The 19,724-nt window shown below is 65.0% G+C and carries 15 protein-coding genes; 5 read left to right on the forward strand and 10 right to left on the reverse strand.

Going from position 1 to position 19,724, the window contains the following annotated elements:
• The first annotated feature begins 86 nt into the window (after positions 1 to 86).
• On the forward strand, positions 87 to 2,873 hold the full coding sequence (locus VZ068_RS10640) for an EAL domain-containing protein (protein WP_349657595.1): 2,787 nt from the start codon (positions 87 to 89) through the stop codon (positions 2,871 to 2,873).
• Positions 2,874 to 3,346: 473 nt separating this feature from the next.
• On the opposite strand, the gene VZ068_RS10645 is transcribed toward VZ068_RS10640, so the two are convergent.
• From VZ068_RS10645 to VZ068_RS10670, 6 genes are all read right to left on the reverse strand, one after another.
• A complete protein-coding gene (locus tag VZ068_RS10645; protein WP_349657596.1) occupies positions 3,347 to 4,030 on the reverse strand; it encodes a hypothetical protein in 684 nt (227 codons plus the stop codon).
• A 276-nt stretch (positions 4,031 to 4,306) separates the two neighbouring features.
• The gene (locus VZ068_RS10650) at positions 4,307 to 4,594 is read right to left on the reverse strand and encodes a hypothetical protein (protein WP_259168017.1); all 288 of its coding nucleotides are present in this window, start codon (positions 4,592 to 4,594) and stop codon (positions 4,307 to 4,309) included.
• Between the two features lie 86 nt (positions 4,595 to 4,680).
• Positions 4,681 to 5,871, reverse strand: coding sequence for a methyl-accepting chemotaxis protein (locus VZ068_RS10655; protein WP_046964050.1), 1,191 nt, complete (start codon positions 5,869 to 5,871; stop codon positions 4,681 to 4,683).
• A gap of 145 nt (positions 5,872 to 6,016) precedes the next feature.
• On the reverse strand, positions 6,017 to 6,631 hold the full coding sequence (gene hflD / locus VZ068_RS10660) for a high frequency lysogenization protein HflD (protein WP_259149907.1): 615 nt from the start codon (positions 6,629 to 6,631) through the stop codon (positions 6,017 to 6,019).
• A complete protein-coding gene (gene mnmA / locus VZ068_RS10665) occupies positions 6,631 to 7,767 on the reverse strand; it encodes a tRNA 2-thiouridine(34) synthase MnmA (RefSeq protein WP_349657597.1) in 1,137 nt (378 codons plus the stop codon). The genes hflD and mnmA overlap by 1 nt, the downstream gene beginning before the upstream one ends.
• Positions 7,764 to 8,222: an NUDIX hydrolase gene (locus VZ068_RS10670; RefSeq protein WP_349657598.1), complete on the reverse strand. Its 459-nt coding sequence runs from the start codon at positions 8,220 to 8,222 to the stop codon at positions 7,764 to 7,766. Before VZ068_RS10670 ends, mnmA begins: the two co-directional genes overlap by 4 nt.
• A gap of 251 nt (positions 8,223 to 8,473) precedes the next feature.
• On the opposite strand from VZ068_RS10670, the gene clpS reads away from it, so the two are divergent.
• Together clpS and clpA are read left to right on the forward strand one after the other, a co-directional pair.
• Positions 8,474 to 8,794 (forward strand): ATP-dependent Clp protease adapter ClpS, encoded by a 321-nt coding sequence (gene clpS / locus VZ068_RS10675; RefSeq protein ID WP_104582664.1) that lies wholly within the window; start codon positions 8,474 to 8,476, stop codon positions 8,792 to 8,794.
• Positions 8,795 to 8,936: 142 nt separating this feature from the next.
• Positions 8,937 to 11,219: an ATP-dependent Clp protease ATP-binding subunit ClpA gene (clpA, locus tag VZ068_RS10680; RefSeq protein ID WP_349657599.1), complete on the forward strand. Its 2,283-nt coding sequence runs from the start codon at positions 8,937 to 8,939 to the stop codon at positions 11,217 to 11,219.
• Between the two features lie 406 nt (positions 11,220 to 11,625).
• On the opposite strand, the gene infA is transcribed toward clpA, so the two are convergent.
• From infA to trxB, 4 genes are all read right to left on the reverse strand, one after another.
• Positions 11,626 to 11,844, reverse strand: coding sequence for a translation initiation factor IF-1 (gene infA, locus VZ068_RS10685; RefSeq protein ID WP_002813418.1), 219 nt, complete (start codon positions 11,842 to 11,844; stop codon positions 11,626 to 11,628).
• Between the two features lie 80 nt (positions 11,845 to 11,924).
• Positions 11,925 to 12,674 (reverse strand): leucyl/phenylalanyl-tRNA--protein transferase, encoded by a 750-nt coding sequence (gene aat / locus VZ068_RS10690; RefSeq protein ID WP_349657600.1) that lies wholly within the window; start codon positions 12,672 to 12,674, stop codon positions 11,925 to 11,927.
• Positions 12,675 to 12,714: 40 nt separating this feature from the next.
• The gene (locus VZ068_RS10695; RefSeq protein WP_349657601.1) at positions 12,715 to 13,833 is read right to left on the reverse strand and encodes a GNAT family N-acetyltransferase; all 1,119 of its coding nucleotides are present in this window, start codon (positions 13,831 to 13,833) and stop codon (positions 12,715 to 12,717) included.
• 57 nt (positions 13,834 to 13,890) lie between these two features.
• Positions 13,891 to 14,859 (reverse strand): thioredoxin-disulfide reductase, encoded by a 969-nt coding sequence (trxB, locus tag VZ068_RS10700; protein WP_349657602.1) that lies wholly within the window; start codon positions 14,857 to 14,859, stop codon positions 13,891 to 13,893.
• 283 nt (positions 14,860 to 15,142) lie between these two features.
• Here trxB and VZ068_RS10705 point away from each other — a divergent pair, with 283 nt between their 5' ends.
• Positions 15,143 to 17,497, forward strand: a complete 2,355-nt coding sequence (locus VZ068_RS10705; RefSeq protein WP_046964042.1) for a DNA translocase FtsK — start codon at positions 15,143 to 15,145, stop codon at positions 17,495 to 17,497.
• A 289-nt stretch (positions 17,498 to 17,786) separates the two neighbouring features.
• Positions 17,787 to 19,709 (forward strand): DUF3857 and transglutaminase domain-containing protein, encoded by a 1,923-nt coding sequence (locus VZ068_RS10710; RefSeq protein WP_259168004.1) that lies wholly within the window; start codon positions 17,787 to 17,789, stop codon positions 19,707 to 19,709.
• Positions 19,710 to 19,724 lie beyond the last annotated feature (15 nt).

Consider the following 19,724-nt stretch of genomic DNA (forward strand, 5'->3'; position numbering starts at 1 on the left):
CCAAACACCCGCCTCAACTAATCCGTCGGGCGGCCGTTATCCATTGCGACCCCGAGGCCGGGGACGATCCTTCGGAGTGTTCCAGAGTGGACTCAGGCGTCATTGCAAGCATGCTGCAGCACCCGCTGACCTCAGCGGTGGTGTTGTTGGATGCGCATGGCCAGCCCCTGGCGGCCAATCGCGTTGCGCAGTCCCTGGGGCTGCCGGCAACCCTTGGTGCGTATGCCGAAGTGCTGGAGAGCAGCCGCGTCCAGGTGGCCGAAAACGGCGGCATGGCGGCCTGCGTGTTGCCTGGAGCCGGGGGCGGACGGCTGGAAGGCTGGCTGCGTGCGGTCTGCGACGAACATGGCCAGATCATGGCCTTCACCCTGAGCATTCCCGAGCCGGTGGGCGCCGATGGCACCAGCCGCTGGGAAATGGGCCTGGACAGCGCCGACCACGGGTTGTGGGACTGGGATATCCCGGCCGACGTGGTGTACCGCTCCGAACGTTGGACCCGCATGCTCGGTTATTCCGAGCAGCCCCTGCCGAACAATCTCACCGCGTTGTCCGGGCTGATTCATCCCGACGACCACGCGCAGGTCAGCGCCGCGGTCCAGGCGCATCTGGACGGGCGTACCGATACCTACGTTGCCGAGTTCCGGCTGCGCCAGCACGACGGCCAATGGCGCTGGATCCTCGATCGCGGCCGCGTGGTCTCGCGCACCGCCGATGGCCGCCCGCTGCGCATGGTCGGCACCCATACCGACGTGCATCACCACAAATTACTCGAGCAGCAGCTGCGCGAGCAGCAGGCCCAGCTCGAAGAGGCCCAGCGCATCGCCAGCATGGGTAGCTGGAGCTGGGATTCGCTGAAGGACAACCTGTGGATCTCGCAGGATTTCCTGCAGCAGCTCGGCATGACCCAACTGCGTTTGAGTGGGATTCGCGATCTGCTGCGCCTGCTTGCCCGGCCCTCGGTCGCGCAACTGCGCGGTGCCTGGCGCAAGATCAAGCACGAAGGCCTGCCGGTGCATTTCGAGCTGGAGGTCAATGGCCTGCTCGGCGTCAATCCGCATCATCTGCGGGTCTGGGCGCAGCCGGTGTTCGATGGCGACGGCAGCATGGTGCGTGTGCTGGGCCAGTTGCAGAACGTCACCGAGCAGCGGCAGACCGATGCGCTGATCCGCTGGCGCACCGAGTTGCTCAATCGCGTGTCCGCGTTGGGCAAGATCGGCGGCTGCGAAATCGAGGTCGACACCCGCCGCATGCAGTGGACCGAGGAGTGCTACCGCATCCACGGCCTGCGCAAGGAAAACATCACCCTGGAGCAGGCGCTTGCGCTGTACACCCAGGATTCGCGCGACGCTTTCGAAGCGGCGCTGCTGCGCATCTCCGATGGCGGCCTGCCCGAGCAGCTGGAGCTGTGCTTCTACCGCAACTCCGGTCAACGCATCTGGGTGCAGGTGCTGATCGAACTGGACCGTCGTGAAGGCCTGCCGCCACGATTCGTCGCCTTGTTCCGTGATGTCACCCGCGAGCGCGAAGCCAACGAACGCATCGAGCTGCTGGCGCACTACGACCGCCTGACCGGACTGCCGAACCGCTTCCTGCTGCGCGAGCAGGCAGAGAACGCCATTCGCGAGGCGCACGAGCGCGGCCAGGTGCTGGCCATGCTGCTGATCGATCTGGACGGTTTCAAGAGCATCAACGACTCGTTCGGCCATGCCACCGGCGACAATCTGCTCAAGCTCGCGTCGGCGCGCCTGCATCAGCATCTGCGCAACAGCGATCTGTTCGGCCGCTTCAGCGACGACGAATTCATCGTACTGCTGCGCGATCTCTCCGAGCCGGAGGACGCCGGCCATGTCGCGCGCAAGTTGATCAGCGCGCTGGGCGAGCCGCTCCGCAAGGACCACGTCACTCTCAAGCTCGGTGCCAGCATCGGCATTGCGCTGCAGGGAGAAGGCCTGTCGGATTTCGACAGCCTGCTGCGCGCCGCCGATGCGGCGATGTATGCGGCCAAGGAATCCGGTCGCAACACCTTCCATTACTACAGCCAGGACGTGCTGCTGCGTGCGCAGCGCCGGCTGGAGCTCGAGCATGCGCTGCAGGGCGCGCTCGAGCGCGAAGAGTTCACGCTGGTCTACCAGCCGCTGGTCAATACCGTGGGCGATGCGTCGCCGGCGATCGAAGCGCTGATGCGCTGGAATCGTCCTGGCCATGGTCCCTGCAGTCCGGTCGAATTCATCCCGATCGCCGAAGAGTGCGGCGAGATCGTGCGTCTGGGCGAGTGGGTGATCGGCGAAGCCTGCCGCCAGGCGGTGGTCTGGGACCGCGCCGGCCTCAATTTCAGCCGCATCGCCGTCAACGTCTCGGCCGTGCAGTTGCGCGAACGCGGCTTTGCCGAGCGCGTGCTGGAAATCTGCCGCGACAACAGCTGGCCGCCATCGCGGCTGGAGCTGGAATTGACCGAATCCGCGCTGATTCGCGATTCGGATTCGCTGCGCCGTTGCTTCGAATTGTTCGAGCAGAATGGCGTGCTGCTGGCGGTGGACGACTTCGGTACCGGCTTTTCGAACCTGCATTACCTCAACCGCTTCCCGGTGCAGCGCCTGAAGATCGACCGCAGCTTCGTGCAAGGCATGCTCGACGATGCCAACACCGCCGAGGTCACCCAGGCCATCGTGCATCTGGGCCATGCGTTGGGCATGCAGGTCGTCGCCGAAGGCGTGGAGACCGTGCAGGAAGATGCTTTGCTACGCCAGCAGGGCTGCGACGAGATCCAGGGCTACTTCTACTCGCGCCCCTTGTCGCCACGCGACATGGCGCAGTGGCTGCGCGAGGCCGAAGCCGGCATGCGGCTGGGCGCACGGCTGGTGATTGCCAGCTAAGCGGTTGGCGATGCTGGCACCGCATATGTGGCGCCGCGCAGTATCACCAGTTATCTGATCGGCTCCGTCCCGCTGCGCTGCGGTATGGTGACAGGTGACAGGTGACAGGTTTGCTGCCTGCCTGTTGCCGGCGATCTGGCGCAGAACCCGACCTGATGTGCAGCACGTGCAGCGCAAGCGGCGCGGATCGCGCTTGCTCGTCACAGGCGACACTGGCATCGTGTAGACACCTCGATGTTGTCGTTGCTGGACAGGGACACAACCCGGTCCAGACGCATCGCCTGATGGGTCGGTGCAAGATGTTATGGATCTCCCCGGAAGCGGTTGGAACATCCTCCGAACGGATCCAGCATGGCTCGATAGCGCCACGAAGAACGAGGGCTGTTGTTCAGTGCATGCATGACTGCCAGCGTACCCGTGTCACGCGATACGCATCGACCGATGTAGCGTGATCGACCGGCGTCGTGCCGGCCTTATTCCGGTTCGAACGACAGCTCGCGCCTCCAGAGCAGCGGCGTGCGCTCTCGCCGTTCATCAGGGAAGAAAAGGGACAGATAGCCGGCTGCGATCGCACGGCTGCGAAGTTTCAAGCCAACGCCTTCTGCTGTCACCACGGTCACCGCGGTCACCGTGCCTTGTGGATTGACCTGCATTTCCCAGACAAGGCGGCCATGCCACTCGGCAGGCGGGATCGCTGTGTCATGGTTCGGGCGGCCAACCACATACGGTGTTCCCGGATCGTTCGACAGTGGCGAGTCTGCCAGCCTGGCATGGACCTGCAACGTCTCTTCCCCGGTGCGCCCATCTCCCGTGCTTGCGCGAAACGTCCACAGGCCAGGCTTGCCTCCCTGGCCCAGATCGGCACCGTAGCAGCGCTTAACGCCCCGGTAGTCGGGGTAATGGTGGTTCGACACTTCCTGCCCGGAGGCATCGAACGCCTTCACTACCAACCCACCTACATCGGTGTCGGCGAGATTGGTCGCGACACACACCTGGTGAGTGTGCTGACCATCGGTCAAAAACTGGATGGTTTGCTGGCGGGCAATCGAATGAGGTGGCCGGGCATCCCAGAGAAATTCAAGATACACCTTGTCATCTGCCGCATTGGCCGAGTGAGAAAGTGCTGCCGCGAACAACGCCAGGCGACCGGCTTTCATGGCATCCAGTGCTCAATCCGAAGAAGACAGCAATGCTGATCGCCCGACTTGGTGACGGGCTCAGGAAGTGAGATGGATGGTAGAGGCCTTGGCCAGGCCTGACAAACCACAGCCGGTGTGAGCGAGTCTCGGCCGGGCAGGGGGGCAAGGAGCGCGTACGCACGGCATCAGCGATGCCGGGAGGAGCGAAGGAAGCGGACGGCTCAGGCACCTGAGATCGGGCAGTCCAACAACACGGCGGGGCGCCTGCCGAGGCACGCCCAGCCGTTGACGGGGTCAGCGGGCCGACGCACCGACGGCGGCGCCGTCCAGGCCGAGGTCCCAGGCCACGGTCGCAAACAGCAGGTCGTCTTCGCTGCAATCGCGGCGCGGGTTGATCAGCGCCTTGACTTCCTCGCGTGCGGCTAGTTCCAGCCGTTCCAGTGCGGCCGGCAACCGTACCCGCCGCAGCACCGGTCTGGCCGCTTCGCTCTGTGCGATGCGCTGGGCATGGGCGGTGGCCAAGGCTGCTGCCTGCAGTGCGGCAGTGGGGTCGGCATCGGTGGTGGGGGCAAGAAGCGTCATAAGCGGAACACCGGGTCGTTACGGAACGACAAATCCCCGGAAGGCCGGGGAATGTCGGGATCAGAAGCCGCGGGGAGACATCGGTCTTAGAACAACTCGACCGTGCCGGCACCCATGCCCTGCTGTGCGACCGGCTTGTGTGGCGGGCGTTCCCACTCCACACGCATGTCGCGCAGACGGCTGGACACCTTGGCCAGCGACGCAACCAGGTCGCTGTCGTAGACGCCTCCATTGCGATGCAGCAGTTCCTGCAGTGCCACCGCCTCGCGGTTGATCGCGGTGAGGCGATCGAGGTGGGTGTGGATCCCGCTCAAGGTCTGCGTGGCAATGTCTTCGAACTGCAGGGCGCGGACCGCTTCGGCCACGCTGCCGTCGATGGACCGAGCGCACTCGGAGATTTCGCGCATGCCATCGCCCAACGAGGCGTTGATCTGGGCGACGTTCTCCAGCATGGCGGCCGATTCATGGCGCGCCTCGCGGGAGCGGTCCATGTGACGCGAGGCCAGCTGCGAGACCGTTTCACGCACCTTGGCGATCGATTCCTTGGAGCTGTGGGCCAGCTTGCGGATCTGTTCGTTGAAGGTGGTGGAGCGTTCGGACAGGTTGCGCACCTCGTCGGCCACCACCGCGAAGCCGCGACCGGCTTCGCCGGCACGTGCTGCTTCGATGGCGGCGTTCAACGCCAGCAGGTTGGTCTGGTCGGCGATCGACTTGACGTCTTCCAGCAACGCGAAGATGCCATCCAGGTGCTGGGCCATCTCATCGATGTGATGGACGGTGTTGGTGCTCTGGCCGCTCACCTGTTCCAGCGCTTCCACCAATTGCTCCATGCGGGAGCTGGCGTGCTGGGCGAAGCGGGCGACGTCGACGCCGGCACTGCCATCGTCGCCTGCGCGGTCGACGATGCGGGCCAGTGCCTGGCTCTGCTGGCGCGACTTGCGGTTCATCGCTTCGAAGCTGCCACCAAGACCGGACACGGCCTGGCGGATCAGTTCGCGGGCACGCTCGACTTCCGAGCGCGAACCGTCGACTTCGTTGCTGACGAACGTACGCAGTTCGTTGAGCAGCTGGTCCTGCTCGCGCAGGATGCGGGTCTGGTCCGGGTTGCGCCGGAACTGGGAATACGTCACCCAGGCAGCGAAAACCAACCAACTAAGGGTCATGGTCGCCAGGATTGCCCAGCGCACCGAGGCGGGCCAGTCGAATCCGACAGCGAAGGGAAACAGCAAGGTCAGAGCCAAAGGAGCGGCTAGACGGATGAGTGGACGTGAATACATGGGCGTTCTCGGCAGAGTCACGGTTGCTGTATCGGCACTACCCCCGTGGTCTTTAGCGACGATCACCATATCGTCCTGCCCATGCGCTTGCGATCGGCGAGCGCTACCGCCTGTTGCGGGCGCCTCAAACCGCCTGGTTTGCCGCTCAGCGCAGCGCGCGGTCCACCGCTTCGCTCATCGCGCGTTTGGCAAACAGGAAATCCCACAGGCTGCCCCCCATCTGCCGCCACAGCACCGCCGAACGCACCGCTGCCAGCAACAATGCACGGATTTCAGCGACCACCCCTGCCTGGCCGAGGTAATGCGGGTTGCCCTGCACCATGACCTTGGGGCGCAGATGGCTGATGGTCTGGGCGTACAGCCCGCCCAGCGCACTGAGCACATCCGGATGAGCGCTATCGTTCAGGTTCTGCGCCTGGCGGGCGGCGGACGCGATGCCGCCGGACACCGTGGAGACGGTCGTGGTGTCGCGTACGAAACGGCGCTCCAGTTGCAGCACTGCCAGCGCCAGGCGCGGCAGCACATCGTCCTGCGCCTGGTTGCGGAAGTAGTTGTGCAACAGGCGCAGACCGGGCGCTACCGCCGCTGCCGAGCCGTACACGGCCTCCGGCGATGCCGCATCCACCCGGAACACGCTGTCCATGGCGGTGCGCACCGTCGCCGCTTCCGAATGGCCGGTCTCGGCAATCCGCCGCACCTGCTGCAAGGCCTGTGCGACGCCGGCAAGCGCCAGCACACGGTGATCCATGGAAGAACTCATCAAGCCACACCCTCAAGAGGAAAAGAAGATCCCGCCAGCTGGCGCTCCAGCGGCGCATCGGTGGCGGCAATGACCGCACCGCCCAGGCATTCCTCGCCGTCGTACAACACCAGCGATTGCCCGGGCGTCACCGCCCGCTGCGGCCGCTCGAAGCGTACCTGCACGCTGCCGTCGTCCTGCACATCCACCGTGCACGGCTCGTCCGGCTGCCGATAGCGGGTCTGCGCAGTGCAGCTGAAGCGGCGCGCAGGCGGTGCACCGGTCACCCAGTGAGCCTGCTCGGATTGCAGCCAGCACGATTGCAGCAAAGGGCTGTCGCGGTCCTGGTCCACGTACAGCACGTTGCTGGCCACATCCTTGCCGACCACGTACCAGGGCGCTGCCGCCCGGCCACGCACGCCGCCGATGTTCAGGCCTTCGCGCTGACCCAGGGTGAAATAGAACACCCCCGGATGGTCGGCGATGCGTTGCCCCTGCGGGTCGCGGATCTCGCCGCTGCGGGCGGGCAGGTAGCGCCCCAGAAATTCGCGGAAGTCGCGCTCGCCGATAAAGCAGATCCCGGTGGAATCCTTCTTGGCGTGGGTTGGCAGGCCAGCGTCCTGGGCGATGCGGCGCAACGTGCTCTTTTCCAGATCACCGATCGGGAACAAGGTGGCAGCCAGCTGGGTCTGCCCCAGTTGATGCAGGAAATAGCTCTGGTCCTTGCCGCGGTCGGCACCGCGCAGCAGGCGCCAGCGACCGCCGCGATGCGCCACCTGCGCATAGTGGCCGGTGGCGATGCGCTCGGCGCCCAGCGCCTGGGCCGCATCCAGAAAGTGCTTGAACTTGACCTCGCGGTTGCACAGCACGTCCGGGTTCGGCGTGCGCCCGGCCGCGTATTCGGCCAGGAAATGCTCGAATACGCCGCTCCAGTATTCGCCGGAAAAATCGCGAAAGTGGAACGGGATACCCAGCACCCCGCAGACCGCCACCGCATCGCGCCGGTCGTCTTCGGCGCGGCAATCGCCACTGCCGTCGTCGGCCCAGTTCTGCATGAACAACCCGGCGATCGGCTCGCCTTGCTGCGCCAGTTTCCACGCCGCCACCGACGAATCCACGCCGCCCGAGACGCCCACCACGATGCGCGGCGTACTCATGCGACGTGCCGCACCAAGGCCAGCGGGTGACGCTGCCCGGCCAGGAAGTCGGCCACCACTTCCCACACCAATGGACTGCGCAGCCGATCGGTCGCCTCGCGCAACTCATCCGGGGTCATCCACAGCGCACGCACCACGCCGGTATCCAGGCTGCGCTCCGGGTGATGGGTCACCGCCTCGCCAACGAACGCGAAGCGCAGGAAGCACTGGCCGCTTGGTGCCACCCACTGGTAGGTGCCGATGAAGTGGGTCAGCCGCACGTCCCAGCCGGTCTCTTCCAGGGTCTCGCGCACCGCCGCGTCCAGCAGGCTTTCGTTCGGCTCCAGGTGGCCTGCAGGCTGGTTCAGCAACAGCCTGCCTGCGATGGTCTCTTCAACCTGCAGCAAGCGCCCATCGCGCACCACCACGGTGGCCACGGTGACATCCGGGTGCCAGCGCTGTTCGGAAGTGCTCATCGGTCGTGCTCCTGGGCGGGCGCGGGGCCGGCCATTGCGCCGGTCACCGCATCGGTGCCGAGGCGACCCGCACGGCCGCGTGGTGCGGACAGGGGCGCGCAGGCATGCCGGGATGCTGCGGAAGACGGCGCCAGTCGCAGCGCGGTCGGGGTATCGGTCATCAAGGGCCAGCCGGGGATATCGGAGACAAATTGTGCGGGCCGCGGCGCAAATCGTCCAATGCGTGCGGCGATGAACCGTATAATGGCTGGATGCCTCGGAAGACCTCTCACGAACACGATCATGGCCTCACGGTCGAAGCCAGCAAGCCTGAAGTGGCGCCACCGCCGCGTTACCAGGTGCTGCTGCTGAACGACGACTACACCCCGATGGACTTCGTGGTGACCGTGCTGCAGCAGTTTTTCAACCTCGATCTGGAGCGGGCCACCCAGGTCATGCTGCATGTCCATACCCGCGGGCGCGGGGTCTGCGGGGTCTACAGCCGCGAAGTGGCCGAGTCCAAGGTGGCGCAGGTCAACGAATTTTCGCGCATGAACCAGCACCCGCTGCTGTGCACGATGGAACAGGCCTGAGCGAGCCTGGAGGTCGTTCCAGCAGCGCAACAGTGTGGCTGCGATCACGTGCTAACGCCGTCTGAACATGCCTATCCGATAGGGTTGTGGAAAATCCCGACAAAAGCCGCATATTGTTGGCAACAGCCGTTCGGAGTTACCAATGTTCAGCAAAGACCTAGAGCAAACAATCGGCCAGTGCTACAAGCGAGCACGCGAGGCGCGTCATGAGTTCATGACCGTCGAGCACCTGCTGCTCTCGCTGCTGGACAACCCTTCTGCGCAAGCCGTGCTCAAGGCCTGCGGGGCGGACCAGTTACGGCTGCACAACGACCTGGAACAGGCAATCGAGGCCTCGGTCTCACGCCTGGCCGAAGACGATGGCCGCGACACCCAGCCCACTCTGGGGTTCCAGCGTGTGCTGCAGCGTGCGGTCTACCACGTGCAGTCCTCGGGCAAGAAGGAAGTCACCGGTGCCAACGTGCTGGTCGCGATCTTTGGCGAAAAAGACTCGCACGCGGTGTATTTCCTGAATCAGCAGGACATCACCCGCCTGGACATCGTCAATTACCTGTCCCACGGCATCGCCAAGCTGGGCGAAGACGGTGAGCAGCCGTCCGCCTCCGACGGCGAGCCCAAGAGCGAGGGCGGGGAGGGCGAGGCCAAAGGCGACGCGCTGGCCGAGTACGCCACCAACCTCAACGAGCAGGCGCGCAACGGCAAGATCGACCCGCTGGTCGGCCGCGCCGATGAGATCGAGCGGACCATCCAGGTCCTGTGCCGTCGCCGCAAGAACAACCCGCTGTACGTGGGCGAGGCCGGCGTGGGCAAGACCGCGATCGCCGAGGGTCTGGCCAAGCGCATCGTCGACAACGACGTGCCGGAAGTGCTCGCCGATGCGGTGATCTTCTCGTTGGACCTGGGCGCGCTGGTCGCCGGCACCAAGTACCGCGGCGACTTCGAAAAGCGCCTCAAGGGCGTACTGACCGCGTTGAAGAAGGTGCCCAACGCGGTGCTGTTCATCGATGAGATCCACACCATCATCGGCGCCGGCTCGGCCTCGGGCGGCACCATGGACGCTTCCAACCTGATCAAGCCGGCACTGGCATCCGGCGAGCTGCGCTGCATCGGCTCGACCACGTTCCAGGAATACCGCGGCATCTTCGAAAAAGACCGTGCATTGGCGCGTCGCTTCCAGAAGATCGACATCGTCGAGCCGACTGTCGGCGAAACCTTCGAGATCCTGCAGGGCCTCAAGCCCAAGTACGAAGCGCACCATGGCGTGATCTATGCCGACGACGCGTTGCAGGCTGCGGTGGACCTGTCGGTCAAGCATATCGGCGACCGCCTGTTGCCGGACAAGGCCATCGATGTGATGGACGAGGCCGGCGCGCGTCAGCGTCTGCTGCCCGATGGCGTGCGCAAGGAGCTGATCGACATCGAGGAGATCGAAACCATCGTGGCCAAGATGGCGCGCATTCCGGCCAAGCAGGTCAGTGCGACCGACAAGGACGTGCTGCAGCATCTGGAGCGCAACCTCAAGATGGTGATCTTCGGCCAGAACCCGGCCATCGAAACCCTGGCCGGTTCGATCAAGCTGGCGCGTTCTGGCCTGGCCAATCCGGAAAAGCCGATCGGCAACTTCCTGTTTGCCGGCCCCACCGGTGTCGGCAAGACCGAGGTGACCAAGCAGCTCGCGCTGCAGTTGGGCATCGAGCTGGTGCGTTTCGACATGTCCGAGTACATGGAAGCGCATTCGATCAGTCGCCTGATCGGCGCGCCTCCGGGCTACGTCGGCTTCGACCAGGGCGGCTTGCTGACCGAGAAGATCGTCAAAACGCCACACTGCGTGCTGTTGCTGGACGAGGTTGAAAAGGCGCACCCGGACATCTTCAACATCCTGTTGCAGGTCATGGATCGCGGCATCCTCACCGACACCAACGGGCGCGAAGCCAACTTCAAGAACGTGATCCTGGTGATGACCACCAACGCCGGTGCCACGCAGGCGTCGCGGCGGTCGATCGGCTTTACCAAGCAGGATCATTCCACCGACGCGATGGAGTCGATCCGCCGCGGCTTCACGCCGGAGTTCCGCAACCGTCTGGACGCGATCGTGCAGTTCCAGCCGTTGGGCTTCGACCACATCCTGCGCGTGGTGGACAAGTTCATCATTGAGCTGGAAATGCTGCTGCAGGAAAAGCACGTCTCGCTGTCGGCGACCCCGACCGCGCGCGATTGGCTGGCCCAGCACGGTTTCGACCCGTTGATGGGCGCGCGCCCGATGTCGCGGGTGATCCAGGAGAAGATCAAGCGTCCGCTGGCCGACGAGCTGCTGTTCGGCAAGCTGGTGGAAGGCGGCCGGGTCAATATCGACGTCAAGGACGGCGAGCTGGTGGTGGAAGCGCATCCGGAACCGGAGCGCTTGTTGCCGGCAACTGTCGACTGATCGCCGTAGCAGGTTCGATGAGTTCCAGAAAAGCCGCTCGGATGAGCGGCTTTTTTTATGCCCGGACGGTGCGATGTCGTGCCAACGGCGAGTGACCGCCTGATTGCCCGAACTCGCTCAGTGCAACACCCGGGTTCTGCAACCAGATCTGGCGACGCAGGATAGACGGGGCGCGGGACAAGCAGGCACTGCCATCTGCTCAAGCGATGCGTTCGAAGGGTGGTGCCCGAGTGCGCGGTTTGAGGTCGGCCAGCGATCGGACATCCGTCAGCAGCTCACCGATCGCATTTGACCAGGGAATATGCAACGCGTTTGCCCACGCTTGGCTAAGACACACGCCCCTCACCAAATCGCGGGCACGACAAAAAGCGGCCAATGACCGCCTTGCGTCTCACACCAGAACCGCTTACTTCATGCGGTAGGTAATACGACCCTTGGTCAGGTCGTAGGGAGTCATCTCAACTTTGACCCGGTCGCCGGTCAGGATGCGGATGTAGTTCTTGCGCATACGGCCGGAGATATGGGCGATGATCTCATGCCCGTTTTCCAGCTTGACCCGGAACGTGGTGTTGGGAAGCGTCTCGCTGACGCTGCCTTCGAATTCAATGGAGTCGTCTTTCGACATGTAATCCTGTGCAATCAAAGCTGGCCCGGAAGGGCCGTAAGGGACGGCATTTTACGCCCCATCTCCCCGTGGTGCAAATTTTATGTTAAGCGGGCTTCACCCAGCGCCGTGACGGACCGTTCGCCGTAGCGTTCGGACCAGCTGCCGGCCGGTTCCGCCAGGCCAACCTGGCGCCGCACGTGCTGCAGAAACTCCGGGCGTGGCATGTGGTGCGCACCCAGGCTGAGCAGGTGCGGGTTTTCCACCTGCGCATCGATCAGCGGCCATCCGCGCGCATGCAGGTCGGCGGCCAGGGCGGCGAGTGCGACTTTAGAGCCGCCGCTTTCCGCGCTGAACATGCTTTCCCCGAAGAACATCCGGCCGACCGCCACGCCGTAGATGCCGCCGACCAGGCGCGTGCCATCGAACACTTCCAGTGAATGCGCGTGGCCGCGATGGTGCAGATCGACATATGCAGCCTGCATCTGCTCGGTAATCCAGGTGCCGTCCTGTCCGGGACGCGGACTGGACGCACAGGCGGCAATGACCTGTTCAAATGCGGTATCGGCACGCAGTGTCCAGCGGCAATTGCGCAACTGTCGCTTGAAGCGCGACGACAGGCGCACGCCATCGCTGCGAAAGACCATGCGCGGGTCGGGGCTCCACCACAGGATGGGTTGTCCGTCCGAAAACCAGGGGAAGATGCCGTGCGCATACGCGGTGAGCAGGCGTTGCGGCTGCAGGTCGCCGCCGATGGCGAGCAGGCCATCGGGCTCGCGCAAGGCCCGTTCGACCGGGGGGAACGGACTGGCAGGGTCAGGTGACAGCAGGTGGGGCAGGGCGCGCGACATGAGCTGAGTCTAGCGGTGCCGCGTGCGCGTGGCACATCGGTCAGTCGCGAAACGGGCTGTGGTCTGCCAGTTCTATCGCATGCCTGGCCACGGCCTCGCGCTCGTCGGCGCACCACTGCGCCAGCGGTTCGCGGAAACCGGGGTCGGCGATCCAGTGGCGGCTGCGGACCAGTGTCGGCAGAAAGCCGCGTGCGATCTTGTGCTCGCCCTGCGCGCCGGGCTCGAAGCGGGCCAGGCCCTCGCGCAGGCAATACTCCAGGCCCTGGTAGTAGCAAGTTTCGAAGTGCAGGCCGGGCAGGGCGTCGCCGCCCCAGTAACGCCCGTACAGGGTGTCGTGGCCGCGCAGGCACAGCGCGCCGGCGATCGGGCGGCCATCGAGATCGGCCAGGAACATCACCAGCTGGCGCGGCATGGCCGTTGCCAGGTGCTGCAGGAACTGCGGCGTCAGCGCGGGCGAATTGCCGTACTCGTTGAAGGTCTTCAGATAGAAGCCGTACATCGCGGCCAGGTCGTCCTGGCTGGCGTCGTCGCCATGCACCACGCGCATGCGGATACCGGCCCGCTGCACCTTGGCCCGTTCCTGGCGGATGTTCTTGCGGCGCTTGTGGTCCATCGCCGCCAGAAAACTTTCGAAATCGCGCCAGCCGCTGGTGTTGTGCCAGTGGTATTGCAGGTCGTTGCGTTCCAGCCAATCGGCATCGAATGCGGCATCTTCATCGGCCAGATGAAAATTCACGTGCGCCGAGGACAGGCTGCTGCGCTCCACCAGCTCGCGCATCGCGGCCAACAGGTATCCGCGCCATCTAGGCGCGCCGAGCAGGCGCGGGCCGGTCACCGGCGAGTAGGGCACCCCGCACAGCCACTTGGGAAAATACTCCTGCCCGTAACGCGCGTACGCGTGTGCCCAGGCGTGATCGAACACGAACTCGCCGTGCGAATTGTTCTTCAGATACCCCGGAGCCGCAGCGACCAGCGTGTCGCCCTGCCACAGGGTCAGATGCAGCGGATTCCAGCCCCAGTCCGGGCGCAGGCAGCCTTCGCGTTCCAGGCCTTGCAGAAATGCAGCGCTGACGAAGGGGTGGCTGCCGTCGTGCAGCGCGTCCCAGGCGCCGGCCTGAAGCTCTTCCAGCCGGCGGCACCAGCGGGCTGTCACGCTCATGCGCGCGGTCCGCTGGTGCTGCTGTCCGCGCGGCGCGGCCGGCGGTCAACGGCCATCTCAGGCGCTCTTGTCGAGGTAACGCTCGGCATCCAGCGCGGCCATGCAGCCGAAGCCGGCCGAGGTGATGGCCTGGCGGTAGTGCTGGTCGGCGACGTCGCCGGCCGCGAATACGCCGGCCACCGAGGTCTCGGTCGCTGCGCCGTTCAGGCCGGAGCGGATTTCCAGGTAGCCGTTGTTCATGGCCAGCTGGCCGTCGAACAGTTGCGTATTGGGGTGGTGGCCGATGGCGACGAAGAAGCCGTGCGCGTCGATGTCGCGGGTGCTGCCGTCGACGGTGGACTTGACCCGCACGCCGGTCACGCCGGCATCGTTGCCCAGTACTTCCTCGATGGCGTGGTGCCAGACGGTTTCGATCTTGCCGGCGGCGACCTTGGCGAACAGCTTGTCCTGCATGATCTTTTCCGCGCGCAGGGTGTCGCGGCGGTGCACCAGGTAGACCTTGCGGGCGATGTTGGACAGGTACAGCGCCTCTTCGACCGCGGTGTTTCCGCCACCGACCACCACCACGTCCTGGTCCTTGTAGAAGAACCCGTCGCAGGTGGCGCAGGCAGACACGCCGCGGCCCTTGAAGGCTTCCTCGCTGGGGATGCCCAGATACTTGGCGGTGGCGCCAGTGGCGATGATCAGCGCGTCGCAGGTGTACTCGGCGCCATCGCCGGTCAGCCGGAACGGGCGCTGCGACAGATCGGCGGTATGGATGTGGTCGAAGATCACCTCGGTCTCGAAGCGCTCGGCGTGCGCCTGCATGCGATTCATCAGGTCCGGGCCCATCAGGCCGTGGGGATCGCCCGGCCAATTGTCCACCTCGGTGGTGGTCATCAGCTGGCCGCCTTGCTGTAGGCCGGTGATCACCACCGGCTTGAGGTTGGCGCGGGCGGCGTAGACCGCGGCGGTCCAGCCGGCCGGGCCGGAGCCCAGGATCAGCAGGCGGGAATGCTTGGCGGGACTGGCAGATGAGGCGCTCATGTATACTCGCGATCTAGGAATTGGTAGGGACGGCGCTCATTAGAGCGCCCCCGTGGCGGCATAGAGTGGCGGTCCCCACCCGGTGAATCAAGGCGGCGCGATGGAACTGCTTGAACCGCAGATGGCATGGTCCGCCCGCAACGCATGCTCGACGCCGCCTTGTGCGGCGTTTTTCGTTGGCCGCCGGGCATGCTGGCAACCGGCGCTCATTCAACTGCTGAAACCGTGGCCTCAGTCGTTTATTATCAACCACTAACAGCATTTTTCTAAGGTCTGGCTACAGGTGGCAAAGCAGGTTCCCGAACGCAGCAAGCCCGCAGAGGGCAAATCGTCGTCGCGCAAGACGGCGGTGGCGGACAATCCGCGTCGGCAAAAGCTCTGGCGCGACCTGGCATTGATCGCGGTGGCGCCGTTGCTGCTGTATCTGCTGGCCAGCCTGTTCACCTACTCGGCGACCGATCCTGGCTGGTCGCGCACCGGCAATCTGGTCGCGCCGATCCACAACATGGGCGGCAGATTCGGCGCGATGGCGGCGGATGTGTTGCTGCAGCTGTTCGGTTACGTAGCCTTCCTGCTGCCGGTGATCCTGGGCGCAGTGGCCTGGATCGCACTGATCGGCGAGCGCGAGGAGCAGAGCCAGAGCGATCTCGGGCCGGCGCTGCGGTTGGTCGGCATGGTGGGCTTTTTGATCTCTTCGACCGGCTTTTTGCACCTGCGCCTGTTCCAGGGCGAGGTGGCGGAGGCTGGCGGCATTCTCGGCAAGCTGGTCAGCGGCTCGCTCAGCTCGGGCTTTGGGGCGTTGGGCGCCAATCTGTTCGTGGTGGTGCTGTTGCTGGTTTCGATCACGCTGGCGACCGGGTTGTCGTGGTTTGCGGTGATGGAGCGCATCGGCAAGTGGGTGCTGGCGCTGGGCCCGTTGATGCAGCGCAAGACCCACCAGGCGACCGAGTGGCAGCAGACCCGCGTGATGCGCGAAGAGCGCGAGGAAGTGCGCAAGGTCGATGCGGTCAAGCAGGCCAAGCGTGAGCCGGTCAAGATCGAACCGCCGCCGGCACCGGTGGTGGAAAAGAGCGAGCGCGCCAAGCGCGATACGCAGATTCCGATGTTCCAGGGCGTGAGCACCGATGGTTCGGACCTGCCGCCGCTGGCCCTGCTGGACGACCCCAAGCCGCAGGCCAAGGGTTATTCGGAAGAGACGCTGGAGACGCTGTCGCGGCAGATCGAGTTCAAGCTCAAGGATTTCCGCATCGAGGCGCAGGTGGTCGGGGCCTATCCGGGCCCGGTGATCACCCGCTTCGAGATCGAGCCGGCGCCGGGCATCAAGGTCAGCCAGATCAGCTCGCTGGACAAGGACATTGCGCGCGGGCTGTCGGTCAAGTCGGTGCGCGTGGTCGACGTGATTCCGGGCAAGTCGGTGGTCGGCTTGGAAATCCCCAACGTCACCCGCGAGATGATCTTCCTGTCCGAGCTGCTGCGTTCCAAGGAATACGACAAGTCGGCCAGCCCGCTGACGCTTGCGTTGGGCAAGGATATCGCCGGACGTCCGACCGTGGCCGATCTGGCGCGCATGCCGCATCTGCTGGTGGCCGGTACCACCGGCTCGGGCAAGTCGGTGGCGGTCAATGCGATGGTGCTGAGCCTGCTGTTCAAGGCTTCGCACAAGGAGCTGCGGATGCTGATGATCGACCCGAAGATGCTCGAACTGAGCGTCTACCAGGGCATCCCGCATCTGCTGGCGCCGGTGGTCACCGACATGAAGGAGGCCGCCAACGGCCTGCGCTGGTGCGTGGCCGAAATGGAACGCCGCTACAAGCTGATGAGTGCGGTGGGGGTGCGCAACCTGGCCGGCTTCAACAAGAAGGTCAAGGACGCCATCGATGCCGGTCAGCCGATGATGGACCCGCTGTTCAAGCCGAACCCGGAACTGGGCGAGGCGCCGCGGCCGCTGGAGACGCTGCCGTTCATCGTGATCTTCATCGACGAATTCGCCGACATGATGATGATCGTCGGCAAGAAGGTCGAAGAGCTGATTGCGCGTCTGGCGCAGAAGGCGCGTGCGGCCGGCATCCACTTGATCCTGGCCACGCAGCGCCCGTCGGTTGACGTGATCACCGGCCTGATCAAGGCCAATATCCCGACCCGCGTGGCCTTCCAGGTCAGCTCCAAGATCGACTCGCGCACCATCCTGGACCAGTCCGGCGCCGAGGCCCTGCTGGGCAATGGCGACATGCTGTATCTGCCGCCGGGCACGGCGCTGCCGGACCGTGTGCACGGTGCATTCGTCAGCGACGAGGAAGTGCACCGGGTGGTCGAGCATCTGAAGGCCAGCGGGCCGGTGTCGTACGTGGAAGGCGTGCTGGACGAAGTGCAGACCATGGGCGATGGCACCGTGGTGGGCGCAACCGGCTTGCCGGAGAGCAGTGGTGGCGGCGGGGACGAGTCCGACCCGCTGTACGACGAGGCGCTGCGCATCGTCACCGAAACCCGGCGCGCATCGATTTCCGGTGTGCAGCGTCGCCTGAAGATCGGCTACAACCGCGCCGCGCGCCTGATCGAGGCAATGGAAGCGGCCGGGGTGGTCAGCCAGCCCGAGCACAACGGAGATCGCACCGTGTTGGCGCCGCCACCGCCGAAGTAAGCGTAGTGGTGACGTCGCTGCGCGGTGCGGCGCGCTGCGTTGGAACGCGGCGCATTGGGAACTCGGCGGGCAGGGGCTCCACTTGCGCAGGGCGCCCGCGTGATCGTGCTTGACCCGCCAGGCCTGCCAGTGCGGGACGCCGCATGCCGCATCTGCATTGTTCAAATCGCCGCAACCAGCGCTGCCGTACGCACCGATGCCGCATTGTTGGAAGCCGATCCTGTCATTGCCGGGCACACCGGCTACCCTAGCGGACAAGTGCCGCTCCGGCCCGTCGTGATCGAGACCCATGCTGCGTCGTCCCTTGTTGCTGCTCGTGCTGTTGATCTGCGCTCCGCTGCTTGCCCAGGCGCAGCAGCGCCCCGCGCCTGCCGCGGCGGCGCGCACCCAGGCCGATACCAACTACAGCTTCGTGCGCTATCGCGCCGACTACGAAGTGCGCGCCGATGCCAGCAGTGTGGAAACCGACGAATACGAGATCCTGCTCAAGACCAAGTCGGCAGTGGAGCAGTTCAGCCAGGTGCGGCTGAGCTACAGCGAAAAGATGGAGACGCTGGAGGTGCTGGAGGCGTATACCGTCACCGCCGAAGGACTGCGTCAGGACGTGGCGGCCGACAAGATCTACACCCAGGAAAGCTATTCCAGCGCCTCGGCAGCGATGTATGCCGACCGCAAGGTCAAGGTCGTGGTGTTCCCGAACCTGGCGCCGGGTGCGCGCATCGTCTATCGGGTGCGACGTGCGCAGAACACGCCGTACTTCCCCGGTTACTTCAGCCTGTGGGAAACCTTCAGCGTCTTCGCGCAGTACGACGATGCGGTGGTGACATTGGTCGCGCCCAGGTCGCTGCCGATGCATCTGTCCGCGCGTGGTCTGCAGGGCAGCACCAAGCCGGTGGTGCGTGGCGATCAGGCGCGCTGGGAATGGCGCTACCAGCGCTCCACGCCGATGAAGAACCAGAACTGGAGTGCGGCGACCTGGGAGTTCAGCCCCACGCTGATGGCCAGCACCTTCGACAGCTGGTCGCAGATGGGCCTGGCCTATCACGTCAAGGGCGGACGCGCCGCCGCGGTGACGCCGGCGATCCAGTCGCTGGCCGACGAGGTGACCCGCGGTATCGATGAGCCGCGCGCGCAGGCTGCTGCGTTGTATGCGTGGGTGGCGCGCAATATCCGCTACGTGGCGGTGTACCTGGGCAACGGCGGTCTGGAGCCCAACAGTGCCGACAGCATCCTGGCCAACCACTACGGCGACTGCAAGGACCACACCGTGATCCTGGAAGCCTTGCTGGCGGCCAAGGGCATCGCCAGCACACCGGTGCTGATCGGCGCGGAAGGCGGTCCGACGCTGCCGGCAATCCCGGTGCTGGGGCGCTTCAATCACGCCATCACCTATATCCCGGCCTTCGATCTCTACGTCGATTCGACCAACCCGTACGCGCGCTTCGGCCAGCTGCCGGCCAGCGATCTCGGCGCGCCTGTCGTGCATACACGCGACGGTAAGGTCACCCAGACCCCGCCCAACGATCGCAAGGTCAACCGATACGTTGCCCGTACCGAATACCGCTTCACGCCGCAGGGCGGCTTGCAGGGCATGACGACGCTGGACAGCGGCCAGACCGGCGAAGTGGGGTTGCGCGCGATGTTCGTGCAACTCAATGCGCAGAACCGCAACCGCATCGAGGAATCGATCATTGCCCAGTCCGGCTTCGTTGGCACCGGGGATCTGCTGATTCAGGGCGATCCGCTGGATCTGGAGGCGCCGTTCAACTATCGCTACAGCTTCCTGGCCAACGATGCGGTGGATTTTTCGGTGGTCGGCGGTATGACCTTGCCGGACATGCCGGGCGCCGAGTCGACGCGCGGGATCTACACCACCACCTCGGCCGAAGACAACCTGACCCCGTTCTACTGCAACGACAGCGTGCGCGAGGAAACCTACGTGGTGACCTTCCCCGACACGGTGCCGATCATCGCCATCCCGCGCAGCAGCACCTTTCGCAATGCCGCCGGCGAGTACGCGGTGGACTGGTCGCGCCAGGGACAGACGGTCACTGCGGTCCATCGTCTGCAACGTGCGGCGGTGCACGGGCCGCAGGCCTTGTGCCAGCCACAGGATTACCGTGCGTTTCGCGAGTTGTATCAGCAGGTGCGACGCGGCTTCCGCGGGCAGATCGTCTACGGCGATCTGTCCAAGGTGCAGACCGCGCACTGAGCCAGGCAGCTGCCG

This window comes from Xanthomonas sp. 10-10 (genome assembly GCF_040182365.1).
Classification (GTDB): domain Bacteria; phylum Pseudomonadota; class Gammaproteobacteria; order Xanthomonadales; family Xanthomonadaceae; genus Xanthomonas; species Xanthomonas arboricola_F.

Coding starts and splice junctions, on each gene's coding strand:
- clpS (WP_104582664.1), top strand. CDS start 8,474: ATGCCTCGGAAGACCTCTCACGAACACGATCATGGCCTCACGGTCGAA.
- aat (WP_349657600.1), bottom strand. CDS start 12,674: ATGTCGCGCGCCCTGCCCCACCTGCTGTCACCTGACCCTGCCAGTCCG.
- VZ068_RS10670 (WP_349657598.1), bottom strand. CDS start 8,222: ATGAGCACTTCCGAACAGCGCTGGCACCCGGATGTCACCGTGGCCACC.
- trxB (WP_349657602.1), bottom strand. CDS start 14,859: ATGAGCGCCTCATCTGCCAGTCCCGCCAAGCATTCCCGCCTGCTGATC.
- mnmA (WP_349657597.1), bottom strand. CDS start 7,767: ATGAGTACGCCGCGCATCGTGGTGGGCGTCTCGGGCGGCGTGGATTCG.
- VZ068_RS10650 (WP_259168017.1), bottom strand. CDS start 4,594: ATGACGCTTCTTGCCCCCACCACCGATGCCGACCCCACTGCCGCACTG.
- hflD (WP_259149907.1), bottom strand. CDS start 6,631: ATGAGTTCTTCCATGGATCACCGTGTGCTGGCGCTTGCCGGCGTCGCA.
- clpA (WP_349657599.1), top strand. CDS start 8,937: ATGTTCAGCAAAGACCTAGAGCAAACAATCGGCCAGTGCTACAAGCGA.
- VZ068_RS10655 (WP_046964050.1), bottom strand. CDS start 5,871: ATGTATTCACGTCCACTCATCCGTCTAGCCGCTCCTTTGGCTCTGACC.
- VZ068_RS10710 (WP_259168004.1), top strand. CDS start 17,787: ATGCTGCGTCGTCCCTTGTTGCTGCTCGTGCTGTTGATCTGCGCTCCG.
- infA (WP_002813418.1), bottom strand. CDS start 11,844: ATGTCGAAAGACGACTCCATTGAATTCGAAGGCAGCGTCAGCGAGACG.
- VZ068_RS10645 (WP_349657596.1), bottom strand. CDS start 4,030: ATGAAAGCCGGTCGCCTGGCGTTGTTCGCGGCAGCACTTTCTCACTCG.
- VZ068_RS10695 (WP_349657601.1), bottom strand. CDS start 13,833: ATGAGCGTGACAGCCCGCTGGTGCCGCCGGCTGGAAGAGCTTCAGGCC.